The sequence below is a fragment of the Paraneptunicella aestuarii genome (assembly GCF_019900845.1).
Lineage (GTDB): Bacteria > Pseudomonadota > Gammaproteobacteria > Enterobacterales > Alteromonadaceae > Paraneptunicella > Paraneptunicella aestuarii.
On sequence record NZ_CP074570.1, the window covers coordinates 4,120,789 to 4,136,815 of the forward strand.

General features: G+C 42.0%; 12 protein-coding genes. 9 read left to right on the plus strand and 3 right to left on the minus strand.

The features are described from left to right. Positions 1–50: 50 nt before the first annotated feature. Positions 51–323 (minus strand): hypothetical protein, encoded by a 273-nt coding sequence (locus tag KIH87_RS15940; RefSeq protein ID WP_232358844.1) that lies wholly within the window; start codon positions 321–323, stop codon positions 51–53. Between the two features lie 787 nt (positions 324–1,110). Between KIH87_RS15940 and KIH87_RS15945 the strand changes: the two genes are divergently transcribed. The 9 genes from KIH87_RS15945 (at position 1,111) to KIH87_RS15985 (ending at position 14,166) form a co-directional block, all read left to right on the plus strand. Continuing rightward, a complete protein-coding gene (locus tag KIH87_RS15945; protein ID WP_232358845.1) occupies positions 1,111–2,409 on the plus strand; it encodes a GGDEF domain-containing response regulator in 1,299 nt (432 codons plus the stop codon). 391 nt (positions 2,410–2,800) lie between these two features. Next, positions 2,801–5,089 (plus strand): LamG-like jellyroll fold domain-containing protein, encoded by a 2,289-nt coding sequence (locus KIH87_RS15950; protein ID WP_232358846.1) that lies wholly within the window; start codon positions 2,801–2,803, stop codon positions 5,087–5,089. Positions 5,090–5,323: 234 nt separating this feature from the next. Continuing rightward, positions 5,324–7,609, plus strand: a complete 2,286-nt coding sequence (locus tag KIH87_RS15955) for an LPS-assembly protein LptD (RefSeq protein ID WP_232358847.1) — start codon at positions 5,324–5,326, stop codon at positions 7,607–7,609. Between the two features lie 15 nt (positions 7,610–7,624). Further along, positions 7,625–8,908, plus strand: coding sequence for a peptidylprolyl isomerase SurA (gene surA, locus KIH87_RS15960; RefSeq protein ID WP_232358848.1), 1,284 nt, complete (start codon positions 7,625–7,627; stop codon positions 8,906–8,908). Positions 8,909–8,919: 11 nt separating this feature from the next. Beyond that, positions 8,920–9,909, plus strand: coding sequence for a 4-hydroxythreonine-4-phosphate dehydrogenase PdxA (pdxA, locus tag KIH87_RS15965; RefSeq protein ID WP_232358849.1), 990 nt, complete (start codon positions 8,920–8,922; stop codon positions 9,907–9,909). Then, positions 9,910–10,725 carry a 16S rRNA (adenine(1518)-N(6)/adenine(1519)-N(6))-dimethyltransferase RsmA gene (rsmA, locus tag KIH87_RS15970; protein WP_232358850.1) on the plus strand — a complete coding sequence of 272 codons (816 nt, stop codon included), beginning with the start codon at positions 9,910–9,912 and terminating at the stop codon, positions 10,723–10,725. A 2-nt stretch (positions 10,726–10,727) separates the two neighbouring features. Continuing rightward, complete coding sequence (apaG, locus tag KIH87_RS15975) at positions 10,728–11,111, plus strand: Co2+/Mg2+ efflux protein ApaG (protein WP_232358851.1); 384 nt, start codon at positions 10,728–10,730, stop codon at positions 11,109–11,111. A 100-nt stretch (positions 11,112–11,211) separates the two neighbouring features. Next, positions 11,212–12,018 (plus strand): symmetrical bis(5'-nucleosyl)-tetraphosphatase, encoded by an 807-nt coding sequence (locus tag KIH87_RS15980; RefSeq protein ID WP_232358852.1) that lies wholly within the window; start codon positions 11,212–11,214, stop codon positions 12,016–12,018. Between the two features lie 123 nt (positions 12,019–12,141). Next, positions 12,142–14,166 carry a HAMP domain-containing methyl-accepting chemotaxis protein gene (locus KIH87_RS15985; RefSeq protein WP_232358853.1) on the plus strand — a complete coding sequence of 675 codons (2,025 nt, stop codon included), beginning with the start codon at positions 12,142–12,144 and terminating at the stop codon, positions 14,164–14,166. 171 nt (positions 14,167–14,337) lie between these two features. Here KIH87_RS15985 and folA read toward each other — a convergent pair whose 3' ends face one another. Together folA and cgtA are read right to left on the minus strand one after the other, a co-directional pair. Then, complete coding sequence (gene folA, locus KIH87_RS15990; RefSeq protein ID WP_232358854.1) at positions 14,338–14,826, minus strand: type 3 dihydrofolate reductase; 489 nt, start codon at positions 14,824–14,826, stop codon at positions 14,338–14,340. 30 nt (positions 14,827–14,856) lie between these two features. Next, positions 14,857–16,011, minus strand: coding sequence for an Obg family GTPase CgtA (cgtA, locus tag KIH87_RS15995; RefSeq protein WP_232358855.1), 1,155 nt, complete (start codon positions 16,009–16,011; stop codon positions 14,857–14,859). Positions 16,012–16,027 lie beyond the last annotated feature (16 nt).

A 16,027-nucleotide genomic window follows, 5' to 3' on the forward strand; every position in this document is an offset into this window, starting at 1 on the left:
CTGCAATTTTTTATACCAATAACTGATTAATTAAGCCCAGTTAGGGATAATTAAAACGGATTGCCGCCATTAACAGCATAAAAACCTAATCCTCCACCAGAACTATATTGCTCAACGGCAACGAGTAAAGGAGTGACGACACACTTCTCAGCTTCCCAAGTAATTTTGGCATTAACATTGTGAGGTGTGGATGTTCCTGACAAATCAATCTGCCCCATTGTACCTGCCGCCATTACAGCGCTATTGGTGCTTCTTGGGTCGTTTGTTGATGAGAATACAGCATACACATTTGAACTATCAGTTGCGCTAAATATCTGTTCCAAACTATCAGTCACCTGTAGAGAATTAAGAGCAAACCCTCAGCCGCAGGGAAGCGGCTGTGGAGCCTACATGGAAGTATCCACGGCGAGTTTGCGATAAATCTCTATGGGTGACTGACAATTAAACACAGCTATTTAGGCTGCCCGGAATTTCCGTTAACGTAATTCAAGCCTACTTTTACCGTTACAGACTCACCCGAAATATTGTGGATCATGAGATACCCCACACGAGTATTCGCATCATTAACGTAGGTAGATATTACTCACATATGCTGAATTTGAATAAATAAAGGGCGTTCCTTCAATCACTTTAGCAGTACATTGAACTGCTTGAACATTGACTGAAACCCAAAGAGCCAAAGAAGATAAGGCAACACCTAACATTTTGATTAACTTAATAATTGATTACCTTTACTTTTACACAAAAACATAAAGACATGAGCAAAAATGAAAAACAAAGCCATGTCACTCCTATACTCCTATTTATAGAAATATATAAAAGCCCACACAAACGACATCAAAAAACCTTTAATTTCAATTACTTAAAAAACAAACAGGTGTTAACAGCCTAATTCGAAATGGAATATTAAAGAACATTTACAGTAGTAACAGCAACACTATCAATAAAAAACAACACAGAAATCAAAAATAATTAGTACAATTTAATAACATTTTTATTGCCTCACGAAGTTCATCAACAATATTAAAATCAATCAACAAATTAATTGGAGTAAAGATTAGAAAAAACATACCATTAAACTTGACGATTTAACTAAGAGTCTATTGCTGAATGAACTTCCGTGAAAAGAAAAGGAAAAATACACCTTCTTATCAAAAGCCGATTGATAAACCACTTCTATTAATTGAAGACAGCAGAAGCATTTCCAATATTATCGAGAGTCATATTCATGAGAAATGGGGCTGCCCAGTTCATAAAGCGGGGAGTTACGCTGAGGCCATAAAACAATTAAAAGCCCATCGCACGGAATACTTCCTGGCTATTTGTGATCTCAACTTACCTGATGCACCCAATGGTGAAATCATGGACTTGATCAAGCGTACTGGCTTACCTGCAATAATCATTACAGGTTCAGTGGAAAAAGGTCACAAACAAAAGAGCGACTATAATCGAATTTTTGACTTCATACTCAAAAGCCAGCCAAACTCCGTCGGTTATTTGATCGAGCAAGTGGGGCGCTTCTACTATAACCAATATACAACTTTACTGATCGTCGATGATTCCAAATTATCTCGAGAAATGCTCAGCCAGGTTTTATCTGATCAAAACTTCAAGGTGCTAACAGCCGACAGCGGAGAATCTGCTCTGGAAGTTATAAAAAAACATCCTGAAATCAAGCTGGTTGTTTCTGATTATGTGATGCCCGCAATGAATGGCGTTGAGCTCACTGTGGCATTACGTAAAAAACATAACAAATCCAAACTTGCGATCATTGGCATTTCATCCGACAACGAAGCCAGACTAGGCCTGGAGTTCATTCGTAATGGAGCTAATGACTTCCTGACCAAACCATTCCTCATTGAAGAACTAAGTATTCGGATTAACCAAAACCTGGATACGATGAAATATATTGAAGTCATCGAGAACATTGCAAACAGGGATTACTTAACCAACCTTTACAACCGTCGCTATTTTTATGATGAGGGTTATGGGTTATTAAAGAATGCCATGAAGTGCGATGAGCCTTTCTGCACCGCTATCTTCGATATTGATTTCTTCAAAAAAATTAACGACTCTCATGGACATGATGTCGGTGACAAGGTACTGGAACAATTTGCACAACTTCTAAAGCAATACTTTTCTAATGACCTCATTGCACGCATTGGAGGAGAAGAATTTGTTGCCATCATTAAAGCCCCTGCACCTGAAGCCAGACAACAACTGGAAAAGTTTAGAGAAGCTCTCAGTAACACACGTTTTGAGTATGAAGATAATCTTATTCCTGTTACAACCAGTATCGGATTTAATTCAATCAAAGAAGCGTCTCTGGATCGCATGTTAAAAATTGCCGACGATTATCTTTATCAAGCCAAAGAATCAGGCAGAAACAAGGTGATGGGAGCAGAATAGTCAAGAATGGAGAAATATACTTCTCCTTTCTCCATCAACATCATCCATCGCATATGCTTTTCAAATTCGAAGTAATTATCTCCCTTTAAATTATTGAAAGTGGGAACAATCCTTTACTGCATAATCTAAATAAATGTGCGTAATTACGAGTCACCTATAGAAAGTGATAAGCAGACCCACCGTCGCAGGAAAGCGACGGTGGCGCTTCCACGGATCGATTAACAGCGAGTCTGCGATAAATTTCTATTGGTGACTGATAGCTTGGACTCATTAACTAGAGTATTAATTTAACCTATAATAAGCTGTAATATGGTGTAATAGTCTTCCCTGCCGAGATTACTTAACATCGACAAAACATCAATAACCTTGATCTTTGTCTAACGAGCACCTCATGACACAAGCAGTAGCATTTTCCCCTTATGCACCTACAGAACAAGCCGTTCCGAATCACTTTGCGAAATTCGATTTTTCTATTGAATGTTGGTTAAAACTACAAGGACACGGCACCCTATTCCAGCATAATCCCGCTCCTAATATAGCCTTTTCGGTTTCCGTTTCAGAAGAAGGTAACCTATCGATACATTATCGAAAAAGAGAGCTAAATATTAACCTCATTAGTGTGCAGGGAGGGATCAATCTGGCACGCTGGACACATACTCTCATTATAAAAAACCAACAATCCATTCAACTCTTCGCAAATGGTACACCTATCGTTATGCGCGAAATGCCTTGCCACGCAAATAATACAAACGTCAATCAGCAGCATCCGAAACAGATTAATAATGTCATCCAGGGATTGTTAATTGGCGACAATTCCATCCCAAATACACTCAACGGCATCATAAAAGAACTCACTGTTTGGAACATAGCGCTACCAGAAAAGGACGCAAAAACACATTACGAACAAACATTTTGCTCATGCCGGAAACCCAATGACATTAGCGACCCGATATTTTCGAGTAAAAGCATTCAATCAGCGATTCCAGTAGCCAAACTTAAGCACTTCATCTCACTGACATTTGACAATCAATCAAATTACTCATTGCAAAAAACAGAACAGAATCAAAACAGCTCGTCAGAATGGCCTCAATACATAGCACCAAAAGAATCCATTTCTATCAACTATGAAGAAGTATCCTATAGCCACTTCGTCACACGCCAAGCAATGTATATGGCACAGCAAAACCCCAAAGTAAAATTTTGCATTACATTAACCAAATCAGAACATGCAAGTCAGTCTTTGGTTAGAGTAACTACATCCAAATACCTGAGCAGAAACATACAAATTCAGGAAAACACTGATACTCATCTCAAAGCACATGTTGTGATTTATAATGTTTCCGAACATTTAACCAACGAACCTCTTCAACCAGATCTGAAAAGTTCAAAACAGAACGACAGGCACGAAGAAATTTCCACAATCAATAACGCTCAAATGGTGAATCGGGATATTTCTCAAATCGATCATGTTAAATTCGATCCCGATACTCAGATTGCATGCATTGGTGCAGGGGGGAAAATAAGCCAGATCACAGCAAAGTTGGCTATGCACAACGTCATGATTGCTCATGGAATTGACGCCAACGCCAACATTACAACATCTATCTCAGCTCACCACACAGGCCCTTGGACAAGAACAAGAGGAATGTGTACTGAACACCTGATTGCAGCAGAAGTCGTATTACCCGATGGTTCTTTGGAAACGACTTCCGAAATACATTCTCCACAGCAATATTGGGCTATAAAAACACAAGGCCATCCACAATCAGGCACAGTCACTCAATATTATTTCAAAACCTTCCCCATGCCAGCACAACTGCTTAAATTTGAACTGGAGTGGAATCCCTATACATCATACCCCCTACACCTCAAAGGAATACCAACACTTGATGTGCTCTCCATATGGGAGCAACTGATTGGGGCATCACACATTGAACAGCTAACAGGTTCATATTTGAAAATTAATGCGACTTCAGGAGCAACCAAACATCAATTTGACTATCGTTCATGTGTCCATAATTGCCAGATGCATGGATATTGGCAAGGTTCTCCTATGGAGCTGGAAGATTTTATTGAAAATAAATGGGGAGCCGCTGGGGCAAAACCTGACAATATCAACATCCAGGGAATAGCCGGACTGGGGCATAATTACCAAGCCGAGTTGAATCATTTATGGTTTAGGGAATCCGTTCATAATGTGTGTTTGGAAGAAATAAAACACGATAAATTCAATTTGCCTCCCGACCAAAATGATCCACTATTACACCAAACAGTGATTAGTTTTTCCTCTCATAAAGGCTTAGGCCAACAGGGTCACAAGGCTCTTTTGCATAGCTTAAATAATGAGATTGCGCATGAAACAGCCCGACAACTAGGTATTTTTAATTATGTGACGCTTGAAGCCATTGCAGGAAAACATTTTAAAGCCAAACACTCTAAAAAAGTAAACGAGTTAACGCCATATCAGCGCTCACTTTACGCTCTTCGATTCCAAGCAAGCATACCAATCCAGAGCCACACTTCAAGAAATGACATAACTCTTACTCACACAATAACTCAAGCTCAGCAATGGATAGACAATTGCAAACAATTGCATTTGCCGAACACATCAAAATTATTTCGAGCCAGAAAAAACCACTATCAACAACATAATTCGAATAGAAACAGTCTGATAACCTGATAAGTAACCTGAATTCGGGATAAGTAAGTAGTAATGTAAATTCCTCTAATTTGTTTACACTTGGAACTTAGACGACAAATCCATGTCTACCTTGCAATTGTTGCATGACTGAATCGGTTAAAAATCGAAAAAATAAGGAAAAACAGCACGATGAAAGAGCACCGAAAAACACTCTATTCAAGCAAATTTCAATAATTAATCTGGCTTTTTTTAGTTCTGCACTGGTAAATACCCGTGGAAGCGATAAAATTGCCTTCTAAATCACAGAAATCCTGTTCATTTAAGGCTTCATTTTTTAATCACTGTATGAATCGCAACCACTTTTATCCCTCTCTCGTTTTGCTTGGTATTGCTGCTCCGCTGGCAGCACAAGAGCAATGCCTTGCTCCTTTGGAAGCCTTTAATACCGAGACATTGGCAAACGAAAAAGAAATCGTGGTGAAAGCCAATAATGTTGAAATTCAGCAAGACACCATCGCGCGCTTTAAAGGAAAAGTTGAAATATCGAATCAAAGTGCCCGTATTAATGCTGAACACGCGATTATTGATAAAGATGCTCAATTATTGTCAGCAAGCGAAAATATTCGTTATGCCGACAAACAAATACAGGTAGATAGCAAAAACGTTACGCTGGATTTATCAAGCAACAGTCTGAAGCTGGACTCCACAGAATATCGCTTGCGTCAACTCTCCGGTAGAGGAGCGGCCGATACAATAGAGCTCAATGAAGATGTCGGCTTAAAGTTGCTTGATGTGAGCTTTAGTAGTTGCCCTGCAAACGCCGAAGATTGGCGCATTCAAGCCAGCTCCATTGAGTTGAAGCCAGGCGAGCTATGGGGCACAGCGAAACACACCCGTTTTTATGTCAAAGACATTCCCGTTTTATATTTGCCTTATTTTTCATTTCCGGTAACAGAGCTTCGTCAAACGGGTTTACTATTTCCTAATATTTCCAGTTCAGACAGTACAGGTCTGGCTTATGAGCAACCTTACTACTGGAATATTCTGCCCAATCTCGACGCAACCATTTCTCCTCGCCTGATGTCGAAAAGAGGCGTACAGCTAAAAACTGAAGTTCGATACCTGACCAAACAGCATTCAGGAGAAGTCAATCTCGAATACTTAAACAATGATAACGACAGCGTTACAGACAAAACCCGCTATTTTTATCGTTTAATGCATCAGGGAGAGCTCAATAATGCCTGGTCAATCAGTGCAGATATGAATGGCCTGAGCGACGACAACTACATCGTTGATTTAGGTTCTGATTTTTACAATCGTGCCGACACTCATTTGTTTAAAACATTCGGCGTCAGCTATCACGGCGACGATCTCTATTTCAGTGCTCGATTCCGGGATTTTGAAATTATTGGTGATCACCCCAGTAGTTATCGTGCATTACCGGAAATGAAGCTGAATTACGAATTATTGGATTCAGAGCATTTATCGCTCAACATAGATTCAGAATTAACCTATTTCGACAATGACGACGCCGACGTTCCCAAAGCAACCCGTCTTCATATAGCGCCAACCCTCACATTCCCTTTCAGAACCAGTTGGGCGGAATTTCTTGCTGAAACTAGCTTATTACAAACTTTCTACTATCAGGACAATATTGATAATTCCCCCCAGTTGGACAGAAATGCAGAAAGAACGTTAGGTCGGGTTCGACTATATGGTGCGATGTCACTGGAAAGAGAGATTAGCTGGTTTGGCGACGACGCAATTCAAACACTGGAACCCAAGTTTCAGTACCACTACACCAGCTATCAAGATCAAAACAACATTGGCCTGTACGACACCACCCGCCTGTTGAATGACGTTGTAGGTCTCTTTCGTGGTCAGGAGTTTACGGGACTGGATCGCATTAGTGATACCAACCAAATTGCACTGGGTGTGACATCCAGAGTATTGGATTCAAATAATAAGGAACAACTCAGTATCAGTTTGGGTCAGATATTCTACTTTGACGATAATCAGGTATTAGAAGCAAACAAGGAAGACAACCGCTCAGCACTGGCTGCTGAATTAGATTGGCGTATTAGCCGTCGCTGGTTTGCACAATCAGAAGTACAGGTTTCCAGCAAAAATCAAAAAATTGAACGCAGTAACATTTCATTGGAATATCGTTTATCCGATGACAAACTGCTGCAAATTAACCATCGTTATGTCCGAGACTTGTCGGGAGACAAGATTGACCAGATGGGTTTAACCGCAACCTGGCCGATTAGCAGTGAATGGCACTGGGTTGGACGCTATTACCGGGATCTGAATTTACACCGCACAACCGAGAGTTATGCCGGTGTTCAGTACGAATCTTGCTGCTGGGCTATGCAATTGGTTTGGCAGCGTCACTTAACAAATCGACTCGATGTACTTGGTAACCAGAGTTTCAACGAGTATGATTCCGGCATTAACTTTAGATTCGTATTCAAAGGAATGGGCAGTGGAAGTAGTAGCAGAAAGCTACTCAATGAAGGCTTGTATGGCTACCGTCGCCCCTATTTTTTAAGTAATTAAATAAGTCATTTATCCATGAATTACAAACGTATATTACTCACTATCGCCTTATTGATGCCGCTGACATTACAAGCGAAACCCCAATCTTTAGATCAGGTCGCGGTCATTGTTGATCGAGGCGTGATATTAGAAAGCGAGATTCAAACGCTGTTAAAAACTGTACGAAGCAACTCGATTAAAAATGGGCAAACTCTGCCATCAGAAACAGTATTGCGTACACAAGCCATTGAAAGACTGATCACCCAAAATCTGCAAATGCAATTAGCAGAACGCATGGGTATTCAGGTTAGTGATCCGCAGTTAGAACAAACCATTGCGAATATCGCTCAAGAACAAAACATGAGTATAGAAGAACTGCGTAATGACATCCTTAAAGATGGCATGTCATACGACGATTATCGTCAACACGTTCGCACAGAGCTGATTACCGGTGAAGTCACCAGAGCGAATGTACGCCGCCGTATTTACATTACGCCTCAGGAAATCAACAACCTGGTTAAGTTGATTGATGAACAAGGTGCTGAACAGGTGGAGTATCATCTGGGTCATATTCTAATCGGTTTCCCTTCCCAGCCTTCACAGGATGACATTGATTCCGCCAAGAACCGTGCAGAAAAAGTGCTGCAATTTCTAAAAGACGGCTCTGATTTCTCAGAAATTGCCGCCACAGCATCATCAGGCGCAAAAGCATTAGAAGGCGGTGACTTAGGCTGGATGAACGAAAACTCAATGCCCACTCTATTTGCAGAAGCGGTACAAGGTGCAAAGAAAGACGCGTTAATCGGCCCAATTCGCAGTGGTGCAGGTTTCCATATTTTGAAAATTAAAGATATTCGCGGTCAACAAGTTGCAGAAGTCGAAGAAGTGAACTCTCGTCACATCCTGATAAAGCCCACGGTGATTCTAAGTGAAGAACGTGCTCAGGAAATGCTGAAAGAATTCCGTACTCAGGTTTTAGCAGGTGAAGCTAAATTTGAAGACTTGGCAAAAGCCCATTCTGTTGATCCGGGTTCAGCACTGAAAGGTGGGGAGCTGGGCTGGTCAGATCCCAACGTTTACGTACCAGCATTTAAAGATGCATTAGAGAAACTAAGCAAAGGTGAAATATCAGAGCCATTCCGCTCCATGCATGGTTGGCACATTGTTCAACTCATCGACAAACGTGTCGGTGACGTTACTGAAAAACTGAAAACAGAAAAGGCTTACCAGCTATTATTCCAGCGCAAGTACGCAGAAGAACGCGATTCCTGGTTACGTGAAATGCGTAACAATGCCTTCGTCGAAATCGTCGCTGAATAAACTCAGGAAAGATGACAATGCCCATTAAACTCGCAGTCACTCCCGGAGAACCCGCAGGTATAGGGCCGGATCTGATTATTCAGCTCGCACAATTAAACTGGCAAGCACAATTAGTTGTATTTGCCGACAGAGACATGCTGCTTCAACGAGCGGAACAGTTAATGTTACCGCTCGAGCTGATTGACTACCATCAAGGGTGTCAGGATTTGCTTAAACCAGGGCAGTTATATCTGGTACATATTCCCACTCAAGTGCAGGTTGTAGCTGGTGAACTGAACGCTGAAAATGGTCACTACGTGGTTGAAACTCTGCGGCTAGCAAGTGAAGCCAACATCAACGGAGAGTTTGATGCCGTTGTTACAGGCCCCGTTCACAAAGGTATTATCAACCAGTCAGGGATTTCATTTAGTGGTCACACTGAATTTTTTGCCTTGCAAAGCAATACACCTGACGTAGTCATGTTACTGGCAACAGAAGGCTTGCGTGTTGCTCTGGTAACAACACATATTCCTTTGGCCTATGTCAGTAAAGCCATTACACCGGAAAGGTTGGAGAAAGTGATCTCCATTCTGCATGACGATCTTAAAAGTAAATTTGGTATCGACAAGCCGCGTATTTACGTTTGCGGACTCAATCCTCATGCGGGTGAAAATGGTCATATCGGCAAAGAGGAACAGTTGGTTATTACACCAACCTTGGACATGCTTCGTGCAAAAGGCTTAGATCTTGTCGGCCCATTACCCGCGGATACCATTTTCCAACCGAAATATCTCAATGACGCTGATGCAGTGTTAACCATGTATCACGATCAGGGGCTGCCGGTTTTAAAATACAAGGGGTTTGGTGCCTCTGTGAATATCACATTGGGACTGCCTTTTATTCGCACCTCAGTGGATCATGGAACCGCCGTAGAACTAGCGGGTACAGGCAATATTGATAAGGGCAGCTTCAAAATTGCTCTACAACAAGCGATAGAATTGGCTGAAAGTCGGAAAGAATAAGTGAATAGTAAAACCCATTTAGGGCACGTTGCCAGAAAACGATTCGGACAAAATTTCCTTAATGATCAACGCGTCATTGACGACATCGTTTCAGCCATTAATCCTGTTGATGGTGAGAACCTGATAGAGATAGGCCCCGGTTTGGGAGCATTAACGGAACCCGTTTGCGAACAGGTTTCCCATCTCACCGTAGTCGAGCTGGATAGAGATTTAGCTAAACGATTAACAAGCCATCCCTTTATTCAAGACAAATTAACCGTAGTAGAAAGTGATGCAATGAAATTTGATTTCAGCACATTGGCATCACCAGACAAACCGTTAAGAATCTTTGGCAACCTGCCCTATAACATCTCAACACCCTTGATGTTTCATCTATTTGAGTACACTGACTGTATTCAAGATATGCACTTCATGTTACAAAAGGAAGTGGTGAACAGATTGGCAGCTTCCCCGGGGGGCAAAGATTACGGTAAATTATCCATCATGGCGCAATATTACTGTCAGGTTATTCCTGTTTTGCATGTGCCTCCACATGCCTTTAAACCTGCCCCGAAAGTGGATTCAGCCGTTGTTCGACTTGTGCCTCATAAGTCAAGACCTGTTGAGGTTGCAGCACCGCATTTTCTTCAGCAAGTGTGTGCCGCAGCATTTAATCAACGTAGAAAAACCCTACGTAACAGTTTGAAAGATTATATCTCAGCGGAAGAAATTGAAGCTCTAGGTATTAATCCCGGTGTTAGAGCGGAAACCTTGAGCCTGGAAGAATATGCCAAATTGGCTAATGTCATTGCGAATCGCGACTCAACAGAAGAGTAGTCATGAATCAAGAAATTGCAGACCAAGTTCTCATACAGGTTAAAACACGCTATTTAGCCGAGCACCCAGCAGCAAAAGCTGATAAATATGCATTTGCTTATGACATCGATATTCATAATCAGGGCAGTGACACGGTTCAATTGATTAACCGCTATTGGTTAATTACTAATGCCAATGGTGAGAAAACAGAAGTGCATGGTTCTGGAGTAGTAGGAGAGCAGCCAATATTAAAACCTGGTGGTTCATTTCAGTACACCAGTGGTGCCGTACTCGAAACCCCTGTAGGCACAATGGAAGGCTACTATGAAATGAAACTGGATAATGGTCACTTATTCAAAGTGCCTATCCCCATCTTCCGACTAGCGGTGCCTAATTCTATAAATTAATTAAACTTTTTTTCTCGCGTGCCGAAATAATGATTTCTGAATTTAGGGAAATAATATCGGCATACTATGTTCCGACAAATTCAATTAAGGTACAATCTTGGTGGCTACTTACATAGTAGGTGATATTCAGGGATGTTACAGCGGATTGAGAAAACTGCTGGATAAAGTCGGTTTCGAGCCCAAACACGATATGCTTTGGGCTGTTGGTGATTTAATAGGTAGAGGGTCTGAATCCCTGCAAACAATGGAATACCTTTGTGAGCTGGGGGACAAATTTAATTGTGTGTTAGGAAATCATGATCTGCATTTCCTCGCCGTCCACAACAAAATTCGCACAGCGAATCCTAAGGACAAATTCGAACCTTTACTAAATTCACCCAAAGTAGACATGTTTGTGCAGTGGTTGAGAAACAAGCCTCTGGCATGCAAGCTGGCTCCAGATCTGTTTATAAGTCATGCCGGACTATATCCTCTTTGGGGGGTTGAGCAGGCATTGGCATATTCTCAAGAGGTCGAAAGATTTCTTGAAAGTGACTGTTGGGTCGAGCTGTTAGAGCACATGTATACAACAAGAGAAATCGCCTGGAGTGAATCATTTTCATACATGGATAGGCTAGGATTCATCATTGATGCCTTTACACGTATGCGTTATCTGTGTGAAGATGATAGCCTGAATTTCTCATGTAAAAGCCCGGTGAATGAATCACCTCAGCATCTTAAACCCTGGTTTGAACATAGCAGGATTAAGGCGCTCAAGGGTACCAAACTGGTATTTGGACATTGGGCAGCACTGGAAGGACAAACTCCCTACGAACATTGTGTCGCTCTCGACACAGGGTACATTTGGGGCATTAAACTTTCCATACTATGTGTGGAGAGCATGGATATTGTCTCCGTGTCCCAATAAAAATTAAAGTTGTGTTTAAAAACAACGATTAATATAACGCAAAGAAACAAAATAAGAGCCGGAATAGACGCGGTAAATTAAACGATACGGCCAAATGTCTTGGAAAACGCATTGGGAGAAGCAATGAATATTACAGTTGCCAAACGCATCATAGGCGGTTTTACAGCAATCAGTGTACTCTTATTCCTGATAAGTATTACGTCCTGGTTTAGTCTTAGTAAAATCAATAGCGCCTCTGATGAAGTAATCGATCTGGCGATCCCAACCCTTGTGCAAAGTAATCAGTTAAAAATATTACTTTCGCAGATAAGTACCATTACTTATCAAGGCTATTACGAGCAAGATCTTGCTTCTCTGGAAAAGCAAAAGAAGAAATTTGAAGAATATAAGGCTTCATTTGGTACAGAACTGGATTCCCTCAAGCGTGTAGTAGCAAGCGAACAAGGGTTGAGAGCAGCCAGTAACAAACTGGATGAACTATACCAGCCTTATTTCGGTCATGTTGAAAGCATATTTAACGATAAAGACACTATTCTCTCCATTACCAGTCGATTAGAAGAGCAACTAATGGAAATCGAAGACGATGTTGATAACACGTCAACTCTGATTCTCGATTTCAACTATAGTGATGCCGCACAAAGCAACCCTTCCCTAAAAGCAGCAGCCACAGTTGGTGAGTCTTTGGATAACAGCTTGATGTCAGTTGTTACCGCAAGTGATGCATTTACCAAAACCCGCGATACCGCCCGAGCCGAAACCCTTGGAAACGAGGTGAAATTGCTGATAGAGCGTATTGCCGAGGAAGGTGGTGAGATGCAAGCAAAATCTCAGGGGAAAGACGCATCAGGTGCTATTAGCGAAGTTCAGGAAAATATAAATTCACTTCAAGACAAGTTAAAAGGCCCGAGTGGTTTGATAGCGAATCATAATCAGCGTATTGCCAGAATGGATAGCGCCAGAGCCTCTCTGGAAAAAGCTCTGAACGCCATGCAAAGCACAACCGATCAACTCAACACTCTTCTTTCATTGGGTGACTCTAAAGCAGATACCATCAAGGCAGAAGTAACCTCTAGCGTATCTTCTGGTCGCTGGAGTATTGGTATTATTACTCTTATTTCAATTGCGGTAGCTGCAGGCGTTGCAATTGTAACTGTACGTGCTATCACGATTCCTCTGCAAAAAGTTAACGACATGCTAAATGTTGTCGCAACTGGTGACCTGACTCGCAAGCTGGATGACAAATCTAAAGACGAGTTTGGTGATTTGGCAAGAAACTGTAATGCTCTCATAGATAGCCTTAAAGACCTCATATCGGGCATCAGTAATGGCGCCACTCAGCTTGCAGCGGCCGCAGAAGAAACATCTTCCGTAACAACACAAGCCACTCGCTCAATCCAAGAGCAGAAATCTCAAGTTGCCCAGGTTGCTACTGCTACCACTGAATTAAACAGTACAGCGCAACTGGTTGCTAATAGTGCGGAAGATACTTTGGCGCAAATCGGTAATGCTAACGTTGAAGCCGAAACGGTTAAGCGTATTTCCGAAGACAACAAGAACACAATTATGGTATTGGCAAAAGACGTCGAATCTGCCGCCAACGTTATCAACAAAGTACAACAAGACAGCGCCAGCATTGGTGGAATTCTTGACGTAATTCGCGGCATCGCCGACCAAACTAACCTGTTAGCACTTAACGCGGCTATTGAGGCGGCTCGTGCAGGTGAACAAGGTCGTGGCTTTGCGGTTGTTGCTGACGAAGTAAGAACACTTGCCAGCAGAACTCAAGAATCGACTCAGGAAATTCAATCAATGATTGAAGTTCTACAAGCAGGTGCTGAACAAGCCGTGTCGGTAATGCAAAAGGGTAAAGAGCAAACCAGCCTATGTGTAACCCAAGCTGAAAAAGCGGCTGAAGCGCTTAACTCAATTACCAGTGCAGTTCATAGAGCTCATGATGTCAGCACTCAAATTGAGCAAGCAGCGAAAGAGCAGCATACGGTATCTCGCGACATCAGTGAAAAACTGGAAAACATTGTTAACATTGCAGAAGAAACCGCAGCCGGTGCACAGCACACTTCGCGAGCCAGTCAGGAAGTTGCCGGATTGGCCGAAGAACTGCAATCGTCTGTTCGGAAATTCCGGGTTTAATTAACAGAGCACGGTCTTTGCAAGAAACAAAAAGAGCAAAGCAGAAATGATAAAAAACGGGGAGCTTATGCTCCCCGTGCTATTTGTGATATTTAAACAAGTAAATTATTCATGCAGTTTCAACTTTCCTGTTTTTCTGACTGTTTCAGCGGCTTTTTCCAAACCTTCTTTTTACATCCGCTTTAGCGTAACAAACCGATATGAATAAGGATTTTTATCATCAGCTTGAAAAGCCTCCGATTCAACTTCACTCCATTCGCAATGAGATTCATAATCAGGAAATTGAGTATCACCCTGCACTTCCAAATCAATAAAAGTCAGGTACAACGTATCGGCTTGAGGCAAAAACATCTCATAGATTTTTCCACCACCGATAATCATTACTTCTTCAATACCTGACACTAACTCCAACGCCTGTTCTGGCGTAGTAACAACATCAGCATCGCTCGCATCAAAACCCGAAGCGCTGATCACAATATTCTGCCTGCCCGGTAGCGCTTTACCTATAGACTGATAGGTCTTCCTTCCCATGATCACTGGCTTGCCCATTGTCACTTGCTTAAAATGCTTAAGATCCGCAGGCAAATGCCAAGGCATGGCATTATCAGCACCAATCACACGCCTATCAGCCATCGCAGCAATAAGGGAAATCTTACTCATAACTCTCTACAGAAAGATAATCAGGTTTATTTACTTTTGATAAATCACTTCGACATCATAATCATCGTCGTCATCATCAAAATCGTCATCTTCATCGTCGTCGTCAAGAATTTCGTTGTGGTAGTTATCCCACTTAAACTCAACTTTCTTATCTTCTTCTGGATCCACTTCCTCAACAGGCAAAGACTGCAACAACTCGATAATTTCATAACAAAGCTGCTCCGTCCCATCCTTTTGAAAAGCAGAAATCATGAAATGAGGGGCATCCCAATCCAATTCCTTTCGGATTTTCTCACACAACTCATCAGCTTCTTCAGGCAACAACAAATCAATCTTGTTAAAGACTAACCAACGAGGCTTACTAGCCAATTCAGGACTGTATTTCTCCAATTCACCAATGATGGTTTTTGCATTTTTAATTGGATCAGACTGATCAGCGGGCATAAGATCGATCATGTGTAACAATACGCGGCAACGCTCAAGATGCTTCAAGAAACGAATACCAAGCCCGGCACCATCGGCAGCACCTTCAATTAGCCCAGGAATATCTGCAATAACAAAACTCTTTGCTGCGTCCAGACGAACAACGCCCAAATTAGGCACTAACGTAGTAAAAGGGTAGTCAGCCACTTTAGGCTTCGCAGCAGAAACACTGCGAATGAATGTTGATTTGCCGGCATTAGGTAAGCCCAACAGGCCAACGTCAGCAAGCAGCAACAATTCCAGTTTCAGATTACGTATTTCACCGGGAGTACCATTAGATTTTTTCCTTGGAGCGCGGTTCGTGCTGCTTTTAAAACGAGCATTACCCAATCCATGAAAACCACCTTTAGCGACCATAAGACGCTGGCCGTTTTTCATGGTTTCGCCCAACACTTCAAGAGTGTCAGCATCTATCGCTCTAGTACCAACAGGCACCTTCAAAACAAGGTCTGAGCCGCGTCTACCAGTACAGTTGGTACGTTGCCCATTCTGTCCTCTTTCTGCACGATGAAAACGCTCAAAACGATAATCAATGAGCGTATTGAGGTTTTCATCAGCCTCAATATAGACGTCACCGCCATCGCCGCCATCACCGCCGTCAGGCCCACCTTTCTGAACATATTTTTCACGTCGAAAGCTGATTATACCGTTTCCACCATCACCGGCTTCTACCCGGATTTCAACTTCATCAACAAATTTCATTGCTAATACCTAATTT